The organism is Microbispora sp. NBC_01389 (assembly GCF_045040095.1).
Classification (GTDB): Bacteria; Actinomycetota; Actinomycetes; order Streptosporangiales; family Streptosporangiaceae; genus Microbispora.
On sequence record NZ_CP109552.1, the window covers coordinates 198,043 to 214,046 of the forward strand.

14 protein-coding genes are annotated in these 16,004 nt (G+C 71.2%); 9 read left to right on the forward strand and 5 right to left on the reverse strand.

What is annotated here, in order from left to right; all coding sequences use genetic code 11:
- The first annotated feature begins 39 nt into the window (after positions 1–39).
- Positions 40–636, forward strand: coding sequence for a sigma-70 family RNA polymerase sigma factor (locus OG344_RS00950; RefSeq protein WP_327047337.1), 597 nt, complete (start codon positions 40–42; stop codon positions 634–636).
- On the opposite strand, the gene OG344_RS00955 is transcribed toward OG344_RS00950, so the two are convergent.
- Together OG344_RS00955 and OG344_RS00960 are read right to left on the reverse strand one after the other, a co-directional pair.
- Entirely contained in the window at positions 633–1,028 is a 396-nt protein-coding gene (locus OG344_RS00955; RefSeq protein ID WP_405086541.1) for a hypothetical protein, read from the reverse strand. The two genes, OG344_RS00950 and OG344_RS00955, sit on opposite strands and share 4 nt — an antisense overlap.
- A 63-nt stretch (positions 1,029–1,091) precedes the next feature.
- Positions 1,092–1,313: a hypothetical protein gene (locus tag OG344_RS00960; RefSeq protein ID WP_405086542.1), complete on the reverse strand. Its 222-nt coding sequence runs from the start codon at positions 1,311–1,313 to the stop codon at positions 1,092–1,094.
- 123 nt (positions 1,314–1,436) lie between these two features.
- Between OG344_RS00960 and OG344_RS00965 the strand changes: the two genes are divergently transcribed.
- The 5 genes from OG344_RS00965 to OG344_RS00985 all read left to right on the forward strand — a co-directional run bounded on the left by OG344_RS00965 (position 1,437) and on the right by OG344_RS00985 (position 9,542).
- On the forward strand, positions 1,437–3,200 hold the full coding sequence (locus OG344_RS00965; RefSeq protein ID WP_405086543.1) for a bifunctional metallophosphatase/5'-nucleotidase: 1,764 nt from the start codon (positions 1,437–1,439) through the stop codon (positions 3,198–3,200).
- A 174-nt stretch (positions 3,201–3,374) separates the two neighbouring features.
- The gene (locus OG344_RS00970; RefSeq protein WP_405086544.1) at positions 3,375–4,073 is read left to right on the forward strand and encodes a hypothetical protein; all 699 of its coding nucleotides are present in this window, start codon (positions 3,375–3,377) and stop codon (positions 4,071–4,073) included.
- Between the two features lie 120 nt (positions 4,074–4,193).
- The gene (locus OG344_RS00975) at positions 4,194–5,327 is read left to right on the forward strand and encodes a DUF559 domain-containing protein (RefSeq protein WP_405086545.1); all 1,134 of its coding nucleotides are present in this window, start codon (positions 4,194–4,196) and stop codon (positions 5,325–5,327) included.
- On the forward strand, positions 5,320–6,057 hold the full coding sequence (locus OG344_RS00980) for a hypothetical protein (RefSeq protein ID WP_405086546.1): 738 nt from the start codon (positions 5,320–5,322) through the stop codon (positions 6,055–6,057). The genes OG344_RS00975 and OG344_RS00980 overlap by 8 nt, the downstream gene beginning before the upstream one ends.
- The gene (locus OG344_RS00985; protein WP_405086547.1) at positions 6,054–9,542 is read left to right on the forward strand and encodes a helicase HerA domain-containing protein; all 3,489 of its coding nucleotides are present in this window, start codon (positions 6,054–6,056) and stop codon (positions 9,540–9,542) included. Before OG344_RS00980 ends, OG344_RS00985 begins: the two co-directional genes overlap by 4 nt.
- Positions 9,543–9,565: 23 nt before the next feature.
- Here OG344_RS00985 and OG344_RS00990 read toward each other — a convergent pair whose 3' ends face one another.
- Both OG344_RS00990 and OG344_RS00995 read right to left on the reverse strand, forming a co-directional pair.
- Positions 9,566–10,345: a hypothetical protein gene (locus tag OG344_RS00990; RefSeq protein ID WP_405086548.1), complete on the reverse strand. Its 780-nt coding sequence runs from the start codon at positions 10,343–10,345 to the stop codon at positions 9,566–9,568.
- A gap of 1 nt (position 10,346) precedes the next feature.
- Complete coding sequence (locus OG344_RS00995) at positions 10,347–11,114, reverse strand: hypothetical protein (protein ID WP_405086549.1); 768 nt, start codon at positions 11,112–11,114, stop codon at positions 10,347–10,349.
- Between the two features lie 289 nt (positions 11,115–11,403).
- Between OG344_RS00995 and OG344_RS01000 the strand changes: the two genes are divergently transcribed.
- From OG344_RS01000 to OG344_RS01010, 3 genes are all read left to right on the forward strand, one after another.
- Positions 11,404–13,851 carry a M14 family metallopeptidase gene (locus OG344_RS01000; protein WP_405086550.1) on the forward strand — a complete coding sequence of 816 codons (2,448 nt, stop codon included), beginning with the start codon at positions 11,404–11,406 and terminating at the stop codon, positions 13,849–13,851.
- Between the two features lie 213 nt (positions 13,852–14,064).
- Entirely contained in the window at positions 14,065–14,409 is a 345-nt protein-coding gene (locus OG344_RS01005) for an SPW repeat protein (RefSeq protein WP_111697282.1), read from the forward strand.
- 121 nt (positions 14,410–14,530) lie between these two features.
- Positions 14,531–15,241: a Mut7-C RNAse domain-containing protein gene (locus OG344_RS01010; RefSeq protein WP_405086551.1), complete on the forward strand. Its 711-nt coding sequence runs from the start codon at positions 14,531–14,533 to the stop codon at positions 15,239–15,241.
- A gap of 32 nt (positions 15,242–15,273) precedes the next feature.
- Here the strand turns inward: OG344_RS01010 and OG344_RS01015 are convergent, their stop codons facing one another.
- Positions 15,274–15,927: an HNH endonuclease family protein gene (locus OG344_RS01015; protein WP_405086552.1), complete on the reverse strand. Its 654-nt coding sequence runs from the start codon at positions 15,925–15,927 to the stop codon at positions 15,274–15,276.
- Positions 15,928–16,004 lie beyond the last annotated feature (77 nt).

Here is a 16,004-nt window from a genome sequence, read left to right on the forward strand (position 1 = left end):
GTCGTAACTATGAGGCAGGCTCTCAAGGAGGTGGGGAAAATGACGATCGTCGACGATACGGCGGTCGAACGGCGGCGCCTGCGGTTCGAGCGGGACGCGCTGCCGTACATCGGCCAGATCTACGCCGGGGCCCTACGGCTCGCCCGCAACCCCACCGACGCCGAGGACCTCGTACAGGACGTCTACATGCGGGCGTTCAGCAACTTCCACCAGTTCCGCGAGGGCACGAACCTCCGGGCCTGGCTGTACCGCATCCTGACCAACACCTACATCAACACCTACCGGCGCCAGCAACGCCAGCCGCAGCGGGCCGCGACGGAGGACGTGGAGGACTGGCAGCTCGCCGAGGCGGCCTCGCACACCTCTACGGGACTGAAATCCGCCGAGGTGGAGGCGCTGGAGAGCCTGCCCGACTCCCGGGTGAAGCAGGCGCTCCAGGAACTGCAGGAGGACTTCCGGATGGCCGTCTACCTCGCCGACGTGGAGGGCTTCGCCTACAAGGAGATCGCGGAGATCATGGACGTGCCCATCGGCACGGTGATGTCGCGCCTCCACCGAGGACGCCGCCAGTTGCGGGCGAAACTCGAGGACTACGCCGCCGAGCTCGGATTCGTCCGCTCAGCGAGAAGTAACTAGGCGTCCTGCCGGCCGGGGTTCTCCAGGCGGAAGAAAGTGCTCGGGCTGCCGTCCTTGCGGTGTTCCTGGTAGACGAAGTCGAGCCCGCGCTCCTCGAACGTCCCGAACCACTCGTCCCAGGAGATGCGCGTCAGGTCCTCGCCGCCGTGGCCTGGGAAGTCGAAGCGGAGAACCCCCGGACGGCCCTCGTGCCCGGTGCCGGGGACGATCGCGGGCGTGGCGCCCCGATCCTCGGCCCATCGCCGGATCACCTCGTGGTCGGTCGTCACCAGGCTGCGTCCCGGCCGCTCCTCGTGCTCGTCCGCCGAGGTGATCTCCTGCTCGTACCTGTGCTCGCCGGTGACCGGATGACGCCGCCCTGCCGCTCCCCCGCTCCCGCCGGCACCGCCCATGACCGCACCTCCCCCTCCCGGCCCCTCCCGGCCCCTCCCGGCCTCCCGGTACCTACCCCGCACCTACCCCGCGCCGTTCCCCTTACCCGGCAGGCGCACCCAGCGGTGGCCGGCGGTGAGGTCGGCGCCGTCCGCGGCGCGCAGGGTGAGCCTGCCGCCCTCGACGTACGCCAGCGCCCGCCGCCCGCCCCACCAGAACTCCCAGGGGTACCGCTCGGGGTCGCGGGGACGCGGGTCCGGCTCACCGGGGTCATGGGCGCCAGCGACGGCGGCGGGGGCTCCCACCCGCCGTCGGGCGGGTCCAGCCCACGGTCCGGCCCGAGCGGCAAGCGTGTCACCTTGTACAGACATGTCCGGTTAAGAACTTCGTGACCAGTTGGTAATTGCGCGACGTTATCGTCACGCGTCATGAGTTCAGCGATCAGGCTGACCGCGGGCGCCACCACCGTGGCCCTCGGTCTCCTCCTGCCCGGCGCCGCCGCCTCGGCGGCACCCGCCAAGACGGTGAAAATCACCGTCATGGCCAGTTCCGACATCCATGGAAACGCGCTCAACTGGGACTACTACAAGAACGCGGAGTACGACGACAGCGCGCACAACGACGTGGGCCTGGCCAAGATCTCGACGATGGTCTCGCAGATCAGGGCCGACCGCGGCGCCGGCCACACCCTGCTCTTCGACTCCGGCGACACCCTCCAGGGCACACCGCTGGACTACTACTACGCCAAGATCGAGCCGATCACCTCGACCCGCGAGACCCACCCCATGGCGAAGGCCATGAACGCCATCGGGTACGACGCCGTGACGCTCGGCAACCACGAGTTCAACTACGGCCTGCCGCTGCTCGGCGCGTGGGTGAAGCAGATGAAGGCGCCGGTCCTCGGCGCGAACGCCGTCTCCGCCAGGACCGGCCTCCCGGCCTACCAGCCGTTCGTCATCAAGACGATGAACGTCAAGGGCGAGAAGCCGATCAGGGTCGGGGTGCTCGGTCTCACCAACCCCGGCGTCGCGATCTGGGACAAGGCGAACGTCGACGGCAAGCTGAAGTTCCTCGACCTCGTCAAGACCGCCAAGAAGTGGGTGCCGGTCATCCGCGGCCTGGGCGCCGACGTCGTCCTGGTCACCGCGCACGCGGGCGACAACGGCCTGTCGTCGTACGGCTCCGACCTGCCGGTGGAGAACGCCGCCGCCATGGTCGCCGAGGAGGTGCCCGGCGTCGACGCCGTGCTGTTCGGGCACGCCCACAACGACGTGCCGCAGCGTTTCGTCACCAACAAGGCCACCGGGCGGCAGGTGCTGCTCACCGAGCCGAGCAAGTGGGGCCAGCGCCTCAGCGTCGTCGACTTCACCCTCGCCAAGGAGCGCGGGAAGTGGACGGTCACCGGCAAGTCGTCCACCACGCTCAACACCAACAGCGTGGCCGAGGACCCGAAGATCGTCGCGCTGATGAAGAAGCAGCACGACAAGACCGTCGGCTACGTCAACCAGGTGATCGCGCAGTCGAAGGAGCAGCTGTCCGCGGCCGAGTCGCCGTACAAGGACACGCCGATCCTCGACTACATCCAGAAGGTGCAGACCGACCTGGTGAGCAAGGGCATCGCGGGCACCGCCGACGCCTCGCTGCCCGTGCTGTCAATCGCCGCGCCGTTCAGCCGCACCGCCGTGTTCCCGGCAGGCCCGGTCAGCGTCCGCGACATGGCCGGGCTGTACGTCTACGACAACACGCTGCTCGGCGTCAGGATGACGGGCGCCCAGGTCAAGGACTTCCTGGAGTATTCGGCGAGGTACTTCGCCCAGGTCGCCCCCGGCGCGCCGATCGACCTCGCGACGCTCACCAACGCCGGCGGCACACCCGACTACAACTACGACCAGCTGTCCGGCGTCTCGTACGACATCGACATCGCCAAGCCGGCCGGCCAGCGCATCGTCGGCCTGTCGTACCAGGGCAAGCCGGTCACCGCCGACCAGCAGTTCGTCGTGGCGATCAACAACTACCGCCAGTCGGGCGGCGGCGGGTTCCCGCACGTCAGCACGGCCCCTGTGGTGTACAACGCCCAGGTGGAGATCCGCCAGGCGCTGATCGAGTACGCCGCGGCGACCGGCACCATCGACCCGGCGACCTTCGCCGAGGCGAACTGGAAGCTCGTCCGCGACGGGGTCCCGGTCTTCTGATCCCGCCTTTCCGTCAGGGGTGGCCCGAGGCATTCCGGGCCACCCCTCCTCATTGAGCGGTCCTACTCAGACGATCCGAGTGATCATGCTTATGCCCGTGCCGCGGTCCGGGTGCGACACTGGCGCCCGAACGCCGAAGGAAGGGCAATTGTGAGCAAAAGCGGAATTGTCTTCTTGACGATCATTTCGACGATCGCCGGGATCGTCCTGGTCTACGTGGTGGACGTCCCGTTGGCGGTGGTCGTCTCCCTTGGATTCGGGGCGCTGTGCCTGATCTGGCTGATCGTGCTCCTGACGCTTCCGTGGAACGTCTACTTCCAGGCCCACGCGCTGATCCACGAGATCCGGGTCAGCCGCGAGCGCGGGATGACGATCCCACCGGAACGGGAGGCCGAGGCCCGCCGCATCGCGGTCCGCATGCGCCGGGCCGCCGTCGCCGCCCACCTGGTGTCGGCCGCCCTCCTCGCGGTGATCACGTACTTCTCCGGCGAGACGGTCGGCTACTATTTCGCGGTCTTCTACCTGCTCGCCACGTTCCTCCGGCCCGCGGGCGCGTGGTTCGCCCACCTGCGCGGCCGGATGACCACGATGCTGGAGGAGGTCCGCTACCCCCGCGAGGACGCCGTCGCGCTGGCCGAGCGCGTCGCGGCGCTGGAGGCCCGGGCCACCGAACTGGCCGAGCGCCTCGACGTCCTCGACCCGGAGACGCGTGCCGGATTGCACGCGGCCACGGCGCGCGCCGACGAACTCGACCGCCGCCTCGACGCGGTGGGCAGGAAGTTCGAGGACTCTCTGAGCCGTCTCACCGACAACCAGGAAGTCCTGTCCGGCATCAAGGCGTTCCTCCGCCTGATCAGATCCGAGACGGCCTGATCCGCCGTACCGGCCTCATCCTTTGTCGGGAAATTCCGGATTGCATGCACGAGCCTGCCGCCGCCGGATAACCTCTGCCGGGTCGAGATTGCTGGATCTTCAACGACAGGCGGGAACGGCGTGGCGCGGTCCTGGAAGGAGCTTCCCACCGGCCGGGTCGTGCGGCTGCACGACGACGCCGAGGCGGTGGCCCTCGCGCTCGAACCTCTCCCCGAGGACGCGCCCGCGCTGATCGCGTACACGCCCCGCCCGGCCCGGACCCCCGCGGACCTCGTCGCCGACGTGCTGGGCGCGCTGGAGACCGCCGCGCTGGCGTTGTTCCCCGCCTGGCTGCCGGAGGCCGACGGCATCACCGGGCCCGGCGGCGCGGCCGTCCCCGCCGTCCGGGCGCTCGCCCTGCGTACGGCCTCGGCCACCCGGCACTTCGCGCCGTACCTCGCCCACCTCGCCGAACGGGCCCTGCGTGAGCGGGCCGGCGCGAGCGGGGTCAACGTCGGTGACCGTACGGCGGGCCGGACCGGGCCCTTCCCGCCCGAGGTCCGCGCCGCCGGGCTGGCCCGGGTGCTCCGCAAGGGCTACGGGCGGCGGGAGGCGGCGATCCTCGTCCGGATGCGCGGCAATCTCTCCCCGGCCGGGGAGGAGGTGCTGGTCGCCGCGCTCGAATGGCTCGCCCATCACGGCGGGTTCGGCGTCTGGCTCACCGGGCCGCCCCTGCGGGCGGTCGATCGCGTCGAGAGCATGACCGCCCCGATCCCGGACGAGGTGGCGGCCCTCGTCCGTGAACTGGCCGGCTCCGGTTTTTCCGACGATCCTGGAGACCACCGGGACGGCTCCCGCGGTCCGGCGGTAGATCAACCGCTGCCGGTGCTCGTCTATCCGCCCCTCGCCGGCCTGCCGCACCCCGGCAGCCCCGCCGAGAAACGCCTGGAGACCGCTCTGACGTCCTGTGCGTGGGCGGTGGGACGAGCCTGGAACCAGACGTACCGGTCGGGCCCGCTCAGCACTCCCATCCGGGTGGACCTGCTCTGGCGGGCCGAAAGGTGCGTCGTCGAGATCGACGGGCCCGAACACCTCCGCCCGACCCAGCGCGCCACCGACCAGCGCCGCGATCTGCGCCTCCAGCGGGAGGGCTACGCCGTACGCCGCTTCACCAACGACCAGGTCCTCGGCCACGTCGGCATCGTGCTGGCCGAGATCGAGCACTTCCTCCACACCCGCCGCCATGGAACGTTCGAAGGGTCCCCTCATGTCTGACAAACCCCTCTCCCAGCGCGAAACCGCCATCCTCCTGCTGCTCATGGCCGAGGCCCGCGAGTTCACCAACCCGGAACTGGAAGAGCAGTACGGTTTCGAGATCAAAAAGCCGGAGCGGGAGCGCCTGCAGCAGCTCGGATTCATCGCCGTCGGAAAGCGGGGGCGGTCGTTCACCCACAAGCTGACCAAAGACGGTTTGGGCAAGGCGGACGAACTCTTCTCCGAGGGCATCCCCATGTCCATCGTTCTCGCGGCACGAGTGCTTGAGGCGGTCGTACGGGCGATGGTCTCCGGCCTCAACCGGCACATGCAGCGGAACGGCAGTCGTGTCGCCGACATCTTCGGCCGGGAACCGGCCGGTGCGGCCTCCACCGAGCAGACGCCGTCCACCTCAGTAGGACGTGCGTACGCCGGAACGGTGACCCCGGCCACACCCGCACCGGCCGTGAACGCGTCCGCCGATTCCCTTGACGACGTCGAGACGCGGATCCGGAAGGCGTATGCGCAGCTCGCCGACAAGCCGAACGCCTGGGTCAGCCTGACCCGGTTGCGCCCGCTCCTGGGCGACGCCACCAGAGACAAGGTCGACGCCGCTCTCCGCCAGATGATCGCCCAGCCCGACGTGCGCATCGTCCCCTGGGAGAACCAGAAGACCCTCACTCAGTCGGACCGCGACGCGGCGGTGATCATCGGCGACCAGCCCAAGCACCGCATTCTGATCGGAGCATGATGACCGGCAGGGAACGCGACGCCCTGGCGGCGCTGAGGTTCAACTACGCCAAGGTCCCCGACGACGTGTGGCGACCACTGCCGTTCCACGTGGGGGCTCTCCACCAGCAGACCGCCAAGGCCATCCTCGACGGCTTCATCGAGGCCGAGGAGAGCGCCGACGCGAGCCCCATCGGCCTGGTGATACAAGGCCAGAGAGGCGTGGGCAAGACGCACCTGCTCGGCTGGGCCCGGCAGGCGGTGCACGAGGAGGACGGCTACTTCTTCCTGGTCGGTCTGCTCGACGCCAGGAGTTTCTGGGAGAGCGTGCTGCTCTCCATGCTGGACAGCCTCTCCCGGCCCATGCCGGGGGCGGGGACCCAGCTCAAGGAACTCCTGTGGCGGCTCTGCCTGCTGACCGAGGTGCCGCCCGACGCCCGGCAGTCCGTGATCGGTGAGGCGTCGCTGTCACGGCAGGATCTGGACGTCTTCGTGCGCGCCCTTCGCCGGTACGACCGGCATGTCGGCCGTGACGCTCAGGACGTCGCGAGGGCGCTCGTCCTGCGCGCGTCCAGCGACCTCTCCGCGCAGGATGTCGGAGACGCCTACCTCGCGTGCGCGGTGGAAGGAGAGCCGGGTGAGCGGGCAGGGTGGGGTTTCACCACGATCGGAAAGTCTCCGCAGGAGATCGTCAGTGACATCTCCCACCTGGTGGCGCTGACCGGGCCTTCTGTCGTCGCGATCGACCAGATCGATGTCATGCTCGCGCAGTCGTCCATGACTCTCGCGGACGACCGCAAAGAGTCGTGGCAACAGGCTTTGGCCCTCGAACGCGTGGCAGGCGGCCTCCTGATGCTCCGCGAGGTGACCCGCCGCACGCTGACCGTGCTCTCGTGCCTGCCGGCCACGTGGGACCTCATCCAGACGAAGGCCACCGACACGGTGCAGGACCGCTTCCGGGAAACGAGCCCCCTAGGGACGATCCCGGACGCGGAGACCGGGCGGAAGCTGATCGAGAAGCGATTCGCGGCACAGTACGCGAGAGTGGGGTTCGCACCGCCCCACCCGACGTGGCCGGTGAGGCCGGAGGCGTTCGGGGAGGCACACCAGTACACCCCCCGCCAGTTGCTCATCCGGATAGACACGCACGTGCGGGCCTGCCTGGCGAGCGGGCAGGTCACGGAGCTCGCGCGCCTCACCGACAAGACGCCGGTGACAGTCTGTCCGGTCATCGACCTGCCGGACGACCTCACGGGGCTCGACAGGCGGTTCGCGGAGTTGCGGGAGCGGGCGGACGTGGCGGGGGCGCTGGACCCGGTCACGGAGGACGCCGTGATGCCCTGGCTGCTGTCGGCCGGGCTGAAGGCATGGATCGCCGAGCAGGGGGAGACAGGGCGGCTGTTCAGCCAGGACCCGCCGCCGAGTTCCAAGCCGCCCCTGCACGCCCGGCTGCGGCGCACGCTCGACGAGGCGACGGAGAACGAGGCGCACTGGTGCTTCCGGGCCATCGCGGCGACCCATCATGTCGCCGCGCTCACGCGTCTGAAGAACGCGTCGATGGCGGCCGGGCTCAACGACCAGATCCCCAGGCGGAAGCTGTTCGTGCTCAGGAACCAGAGTTGGGCGAACGGGCCGGCCACCCAGGAGGCGCTGGCCGCGTTCGAGCAGGCGGGCGGCCGGGTCCTCCAGGTCGAGGAGGACGATCTCAGGATCTTCGCCGCTCTCCGGAACCTTCTCGCCGACAACCCGCCCGATCTCCAGGCCTGGCTCGTCTCCCGGAGACCGACGAGCGAGGTCAAGCTGTTCGCGGAGGCGTTGAGCGACGCCGCCGTTCCACGGGTGTCCGATGCAGGGGTCAGGACGTCCTCGCGCGCGACCCGATCGCCGGACCAGCCCCGGCCCACCGCCAATCCCGGTCAGCGAGTGCTTGTCGAGCGGGCCGTCGTGCCACAGCCGGTGTCACAGCCCGTGCCGTCCCCGGCCTCCGGTGCTGCGCCCGCGAAGGGCGGTACGGACAACGCGTTGCCCGGCGATGCGGGCATCGGCCCGGCCGGTTCCGATCTGCGGTTCGCGCCGCCACCGTCCTTTGCCGGGGCACCGCCGGCTGAGACGCCGTCCGTGGAAGTGCCGGTGCCCTCTGCAGAGGTGCCGTCTGCGGAGCCGATGCCTGCGGAGGAACTGGCCGGGGAGATTCCGGCCGTTCCTCGCCCGCGCAGGCCGCTGTCGCCGGGCGAGGCACTGACACCGGGCGAGGCACTGTCGTCGAGCGAGGCACTGACGGCTCCGCACCTGACGATCGGGGCGGCGAGTTCGGACGACCGGCCGGTACGGATCGCGCTGGACGCCCTGCGCAAGCATGTGGCGATCTTCGCCGGTTCGGGTTCGGGGAAGACCGTCCTGATCCGGCGGCTGGTGGAGGAGTGCGCCCTGCGGGGAGTCTCTTCGGTCGTCCTCGATCCGAACAACGACCTGGCGCGGCTCGGCGACCCCTGGCCCGAGCCGCCCGGCGAGTGGGGCGAGGGCGACGCGGACAGGGCGGCCGACTACCTGGCCGGCACCGACGTGGTCGTCTGGACGCCCCGCAAGGAGCAGGGACGCCCGCTGAGCTTCCAGCCGCTGCCCGACTTCGCGAGCGTGGCGGACGACCCCGACGAGTTCGGCGAGGCGGTGGACGCCGCCCTCGCCGCGCTCGTGCCGCGGGCCAAGGTCGACGGGAGGCCGGCCAGGGCACACCTGGGCCGGGCGGTGCTGCGCGAGGCCGTCGTCCACTACGGACGCCACGGCGGCACGGCGCTCAACGGGCTGGTCGCCCTGCTCGACGACCTGCCGGACGGCGTGAGCCGCCTGGAGGGCGCGGCCAGGCTCGCGACCGAGATGGCCCAGCACCTGCGGGCCGAGATGATCAGCGATCCGCTGTTCGCGGGGAAGGGCGTTCCGGTCGATCCCGAGGTCCTGCTGACGCCGGCGGCGGGGAAACGGGCCCGCGTATCGGTCATCAGCCTCACTGGTCTCACCTCCGACGCACAGCGGCAGAGCTTCGTCAACCAGTTGCAGATGGCGCTGTTCTCCTGGATCAAGCGGCACCCCGCCGGAGACCAGCCGCTCGGCGGGCTCTTCGTGATGGACGAGGCGCAGACCTTCGCGCCGTCCGGGGCGACGACCGCCTGCACCCAGAGCACGCTCGCCCTCGCCGCCCAGGCCCGCAAGTACGGCCTCGGGCTGGTGTTCGCCACGCAGGCGCCGAAGAGCCTGCACAACCGGATCACGGGCAACGCGGCCACGCAGTTCTTCGGCCTGCTCAACGCACCCGCGCAGATCACGGCGGCGCGTGAGCTCGCCAGGGCCAAGGGCGGCGACGTCCCCGACGTGGCGCGGTTGCGGTCCGGCCAGTTCTACGCGGCGGTGGAGGGCGGGTCGTTCACCAAGGTCCGCACCCCGCTGTGCCTGAGCCACCACCCGAGCAACCCCCTGACGAGCGAGGAGGTCGTCGCCCGGGCGCGCGGCTGACCGCGCGGCCCAGGCGTCCCCTGTCACCGCACCCGGAACGCGGCGGCCGCCGCGGCGGCGATCGCCACGCACAGGACCACGACGACCGTGAGCGACCCCAGCGGGTTGCGGCGCCGTACGGGCGTCGCGGCATGCCTGGCCGGCACCCGGTAGACGGGGGACGTCGACGGCGTGGCGACAGGCCGTGGGGTCGCATGAGGACGGATCACGTGCGGACGAGGTGACGGCGCCACGACGACCGGCGGCCGGGGCACGGCCGGGCGCGGGGACGGGCGCGGCGCCGGCGGCGGGGCCGGCGCGGGCTTCGCGGGCACCGGCGACGGCGGAGGCGGGGGCGGGGGCGGGGGCGGGGGCGGGGGCGCAGGGGGAGGCTGCGGGGCGGCCGGAGGAGGCGGCGGCACGGGGGTCGGCGGCGTGCAACGGGCCGGGCCTCCGACGCCCACCTCCGCGTGCAGGCCGACGATCACGTCCACGTCGACGCAGACGCCGATCCGCACCCCCGGCCGATGCGGATCGGCGACCGCGCGCGACGCACCCGCCACGCCGCGCACGACTCCTCCCACGACTGCGGGGCCCTGGAGGGCGGCCAACGCCGTGATCTCCGCTGCCGCCGCCGTCCCGGCCGCCGCGACCGCGTCCTGCCTGACAATCTCGTCCTGCCGGGCGAGGGCGGTCGTACGGGCACCGCCGGTCATGGGCCGCTCTGCCCGCGCCTGCGTGGGGAACACGGCTGTCAGCGCCGCGCAGGCGGAGCCGGCGACGACGACCGTGACGGCCATGCGCAGGCCCGCCGTCCGGCCCATGTCAGCGGCCCTCGGGGATCCGCTGGAACTCGTGCAGGGCACTCACGAAGGCGTCCGGCTTGACCGCCAGACCCCCGCTGAAGGGATGCGCGATGTTCCAGGCCAGATACACGCCGACGCCGAGCAGGACCGCCATGGCCGTGACCGGGATGAGCGCGAAGCCCCGGGGCCTCGCTCCGGCCAGGAACGGGAAGACGATGACGAGGACGCCCGTGACGAGCGTCAGAAGGAGGACTCCCGGCGGCGGCGCCGTCCCCGCGTCCGCCGCGCGCTGCCGCCGGGCGGCGAACAGGTCGGCCATCCGGTCCAGCACCGCGCTCTTGGCGTCGCGGGCCTCGTCCGTCGTCACCGGCAGCCCCGCCACGTAGGCGCGCAGGGACTCCAGCCGGTCCGTCCCCTCCGGGCTGAGCCGCCCGGCCGCCATCAGCGGCCACTCGTCGTCGACGACGTACCGCGCGTACTCCCGCAGCCCCTCGCGTAACCGGTCGGCGTCGGGGACGGGCAGGGGCGCGGCGGCCCAGTAGGTCTCGACGAGTGCCTGCGTCTCCGTGTAGGTGTTCTGCCGCGCCGCGTCGGCCGAGGTCCACGGCACGACGATCGCGATGGCGAACACGAGCAGGAACAGCGAGGAGAGCATCGACCCGGCGTGACCGGCGGAGGCGCCGCCCGGGTCGCGGTCGTCGGTGCCCCGGCCGAGCGTGCGGAAGAGGACGACGGCCACGGCCACCAGGCCGACCGCCGCCACGACGGCGAGTACGCCAGCGAGCATGACACCTCCAATTTGACGATTACTTTAGGTCACATGACTAGCACATGAAGTAACCACAGACCAGCGGTTCCGGATAGAGTCCAGTCATCGCCTGGGGCCGTAACAGAAGAGGGGCGTGCGCCAAAACCCCCGAACAGGCACTAAAGCGTCTCGTTACGGAAAAATCCCGAAATCGGATAGTTGGAGCTTCTTGACGAATTTTGTGCGCCGACAAAAACTTCCTTCGACCTGCGTGTCCGCTCCGGCCGACCCCCCTGCCTGGAAGGGCACGCCAGATGGAGGAAACCCGATGAGGAGCTCCCCCCGCCGAACGCGGCGTTACGCGGCCGCGCTCGCGCTCCCCCTGGCGCTCACCCTGAACGCCCTCCCGGTGCTCGCCGATCCCTCGCCCCAGCCGGTGCCCCCCGACCGGGCGTCCAGCACCGCGCAGGACGGCGTCGCGCTGCTGCGGGTCGTCGTCCCCGACCAGGCGGCGGTGGACCGGCTGGTCACCCTGGGCGTCGACCTGGCCGAATACACCAAGCCGGTCGACGGCGGCATCGAGGTGCACGCCGTGCTCAGCCCCGGCGAGGCGCAGAGCCTGCGCGACCAGGGCTTCGACGTCCGCGACGCGATATCCGACCAGGGAGACTACGCCGCGAACATCGCCGAGCGGCGGCAGGCCCTGGCCACGGCCTCGGCCGACGCCGCGGAGACCGACACGCTCACCCCGTTGCGCGCCGAGTGGTTCACCAGCCTGGACGACCAGCGCTTCCTGTCGGTCGAGGTGAAGTCGAGCGCGACCGACGCGCAGACCGTGCTGACCGCCACCTGGGACAGCGGTCCCCGCACGGCCTCCGACTCCGGCGGCACGGCGACCATGTCCCGCTTCACCGACGCCGGGCAGTACATGTACCACCGGTTCAGCGCGCCCATCCCCGTGACGCAGGCCCCCACGAAGGTCACGGTGACCAGCAGCCGGGGCGGCTCGATCACGGTGCCGGTGAAGAAGTGGCTCGGCGAGAAGCGCAAGCCCCCGAGCAAGCACTACATCTCGGACTTCGTCGACCACTACATGGACCCGACCGAGGTCACCGGCCGCATCACCGCACTCGCCAAGCAGTTCCCGAAGGTCGCGGAGATCGTCGACCTGCCGTATAAGACGAACGGCTACCGGCGGGCGGCCCAGGCGCAGTTCGGCACAGGGACCGGCGCCGCCGCCGCGAGCACGTTCTTCGCGAGTTCCCGGGCGTACGGCGGCGAGGGCGGCAACGACGTGAGCCTCGCGCTGGTGAAGCCGGGCGCCGCCGGAACTCCGCTGTCGGTCGCGGTCACCGGCAAGAACGTGACGGTCACCCTCGCCACCGACGCCTCAGGGACGATCGGCAGCACGGCGGCGCAGGTGGTGGCCGCCCTCAACGGCGACGCCGCCGCCTCGGCGCTGCTCACCGCCGCCACCTACCGGGGCAACGCCGGGAACGGCGTGGTGGCGGAGGCCCCCGCGACCCGGCTGACCGACGGCCTGCTGGCTCCGGCGACGGTCTCGCGTCAGCCGTACCAGATGAAGGCGCTGCGGATCGGCAAGCACCGGGACGGCTCGAAGGTCGGGGTCTTCCTCTACTGCCAGGAGCACGCCCGCGAGTGGGTCACCCCGGTGACCTGCGTGGAGACCGCCGAGCGGCTGCTGCGCAACTACGCGCAGGACGCCGCCACCCGCAAGATCGTGGACAACCTCGACATCTTCGTGCTGCCGACGGCCAACCCCGACGGCGCCCACTACTCGATGTACGACTACAACATGCAGCGGCGCAACATGACCAACCACTGCCCGGTCACCAACGGGGACCCGGGGCGCCGCAACTCCTGGGGTGTCGACCTCAACCGCAACTTCACCGTCGGCTCGGTCTTCGACGGGTACAACGGAGCCACCACGACCTGCACCAACGACACGTTCGCCGGGCCGTCGGAGCTGTCGGAGCCCGAGACGCGCAACCAGGTGTGGCTCGTCGACACGTTCCGGAACATCAGGTTCGCCATGAACACCCACTCCTACGGCGGTTACTTCATGTGGCCTCCGGGGGCGTACAAGACCGCCGGGCGTGAGACGCTGCCGCGGGCCGACTTCGGCACGGAGAGCTTCTTCTGGAACGCCTCCAGCCACATCCTGACGGCCGTACAGGGCCGGCGCGGCACGGCGATCTGGCCCGGGCGCACCGGCCCCGTGGTCGACGTGCTCTACTCGGCGGCGGGCAACAGCGCCGACGAGCACTGGTACAACCGCGGCATCATCGGCTGGGACTTCGAGGTCGGCGCGGACGTCTACGACCAGGCGACCAAGCAGTACCGCGCGGTCGGCTTCCAGCCGCCGTTCGAGGAGGGCCACGAGGAGGCGATGGAGTTCGCGGCCGGCCAGATCGCCATCCTGGAGGTGGCGCGGGCCTTCGCGGAGGACCACGACCAGCCCGATTCACGACTCACCGTGACCGCGAAGGACGCCGCCTCGGCGACGTTCACGTTCACCACCGACGAGCCGGCGAACGTGTACTACACGCTCGACGGCAGCCGCCCGACGCTGAGCTCGCCCAAGCTGGCCGCGGCCGGCATGCGCGAGGGCGCGCAGAAGATCACGGTGACCGGGACCACGGAGGTCCACTGGTTCGCCGTGGACATCGCGGGCAACGTCGAGAAGAACTACAAGCCCGACGGCAACGGCAAGAACTACAACAAGGAGACCGTCAAGGTCGGCGGCAAGCGCTGACCGGTTCGTGAAGGTGGCCGCCGGCGCCGGGGACTCCCCCGGGCCGGCGGCCATCGCCGTACGGCGGGAGGTTTCCGCGCGGAGTCCACGACCCTCACGTTCAGGGCGTTGTCACTCACGGTTAGGAAATCCTGACGTAACGGGTTGTTGACCGGGCGGTCAATCAGACGGAGTGTCGGAGCACAGCCAATCTCTCCCCGTACGGAGGCACGGATGGATCTCACGAGATCGTTGTCCGACGTCGTCGCCCTCCTCGCCGGTCTGGTCGCGGTGGTCGCGCCGTTCTTCTGGGCCGACGCCCAGGCCGCGACGCAGCCGCTGCTCGTCCTCGGCGCGCTCCTCGTCGTCTCCGCCCTGTGGTCCATCCTGGGCGCGGGCGGCGCGAGCTCCTGGGTGACCGCGGCGTTCGGCGCCCTGCTGTTCGTCTCGCCCTGGGCGTTCGGTTTCGACGGCGACGCCGCCTCGGCGTGGACCGCCTGGATCACCGGCGCCGTCACCGTCGTCGTCGGCCTGCTGACCGTCCTCCAGGTCCGCGGCCGGACGACCGTCGCCGCCTGAGCCCCTGCCCACCCCCCTGCCCACCCCCTGTACGGCCCCGCTGCCGCCCTCCCCGGCGGACGGCAGCGGGGCCGTACGCCTGCCGCCCGGCGGTCGGCGTGCTGAGGGGCATGCTGGGGGCATGGGGTTGTCTGTACGCTTCTCGCCTGATCTGTGGCTCTTCCTCACGCCGCGCAACCGGCGGCCGGAGGTGTGCCTGCCGTACGACGGGACCTCCTCGCTCGGGCACATGATCGAGTCGGCCGGGGTGCCGCTGACGGAGATCGGCGGGCTGGCCGCGGCAGGGCTCCCGGTCGATCCGTCGTACCGGCCGGGCCCAGGCGAGGTCGTGGACGTCCGCCCGGTGCGCAGGCCGCAGATGGTCCCGGGGATCCGGTTCCTGCTCGACGTCCACCTCGGCACGCTCGCCCGCCGTCTGCGCCTGGTCGGCCTGGACACCGCCTATCACAACGACATGGACGACGACGCCCTGATCGAGCAGGCGGGCGCCGAGGAGCGGGTGCTGCTCACGCAGGACCGCGGCATCCTGCGCCGCCGGTCGCTGCGGCGCGGCGCGTACGTGCGCGGAGCCCGGCCGGACGACCAGTTCCTCGACGTGCTCGACCGGTTCCGGCCGCCGCTGGCCCCGTGGACCCGCTGCACCGCCTGCAACGGGTCGCTCGCGCCCGTCGGCAAGGCCGAGGTCGAGGACGCGCTGGAGCCGGGCACCCGGTGCGGCTACGACGCGTTCGCCCGGTGCCTCTCCTGCGGCCGCGTCTACTGGCACGGCGCGCACGGTGACAGCCTGGCGGCCCTCGTCGGCCGCGCCCTGCACGCCGTCTCCCAGCCGTAAGCCGTCTCCCGGCCATAAGGGCGGGCGGAGGGTCAGCGGCGGCAGGTGCGGAGCATGTTGAGCAGGGCCGTCCTCTCCTTCCGGGTCACGGAGAGCCGGTGGTGGTGCTTGACGGCGATCCACGCCGTGGCGTAGCGGCACCAGTGGCTCCGGCGCGGCGGACGCCAGCTCTGCGGGCCGCGGCCTCCCTTGGCCATGTTCACCGAGTGGCTCACCACGACCAGCTCGGGGCGGGTGAGGTCGTTGGCGAACGCCCGGCGCCGTGCCTGGCTCCACTTGGCAGCGCCGGAGCGCCAGGCGTACGCCAGGGGCACCAGATGATCGACGTCGACCTGCTTCACGCTCTTCAGCACCCTGCCGTCGTACGGGCTGTGCCAGGTGCCCTTGACGGGACGGCAGTCCGCGTCCCTGCGCACCCCCTGCCCCTGGCGGGCGAGGACCACCTCCCGCGCGTCGCACGTGCCCTTGTGGTGCGCCCACCGGGGCAGGAACCGCCGGTGGCTGTACCCGCGGAGCGGCAGCGGCCTGGCCACCTTCAGCTGGGCCAGCAGGCGGCGGGCCGACGCCGCGGCGTGGGTCCCGCTCCCGGCGCCGGCCGCCGCCTGGGGAGCGGCGGCGACCGTGGTGATCGGGACGACCAGAAGGGTGAGCACGGCGGTGTTGAACGCCCTCGCGGGAAAGATCATGCCTACAGCCATACCGCACTCACCGGCGCGCCGCACCCGGAGTGAGCTCCGGCCCCGGCCTGCCCGGGGGCCCTGGA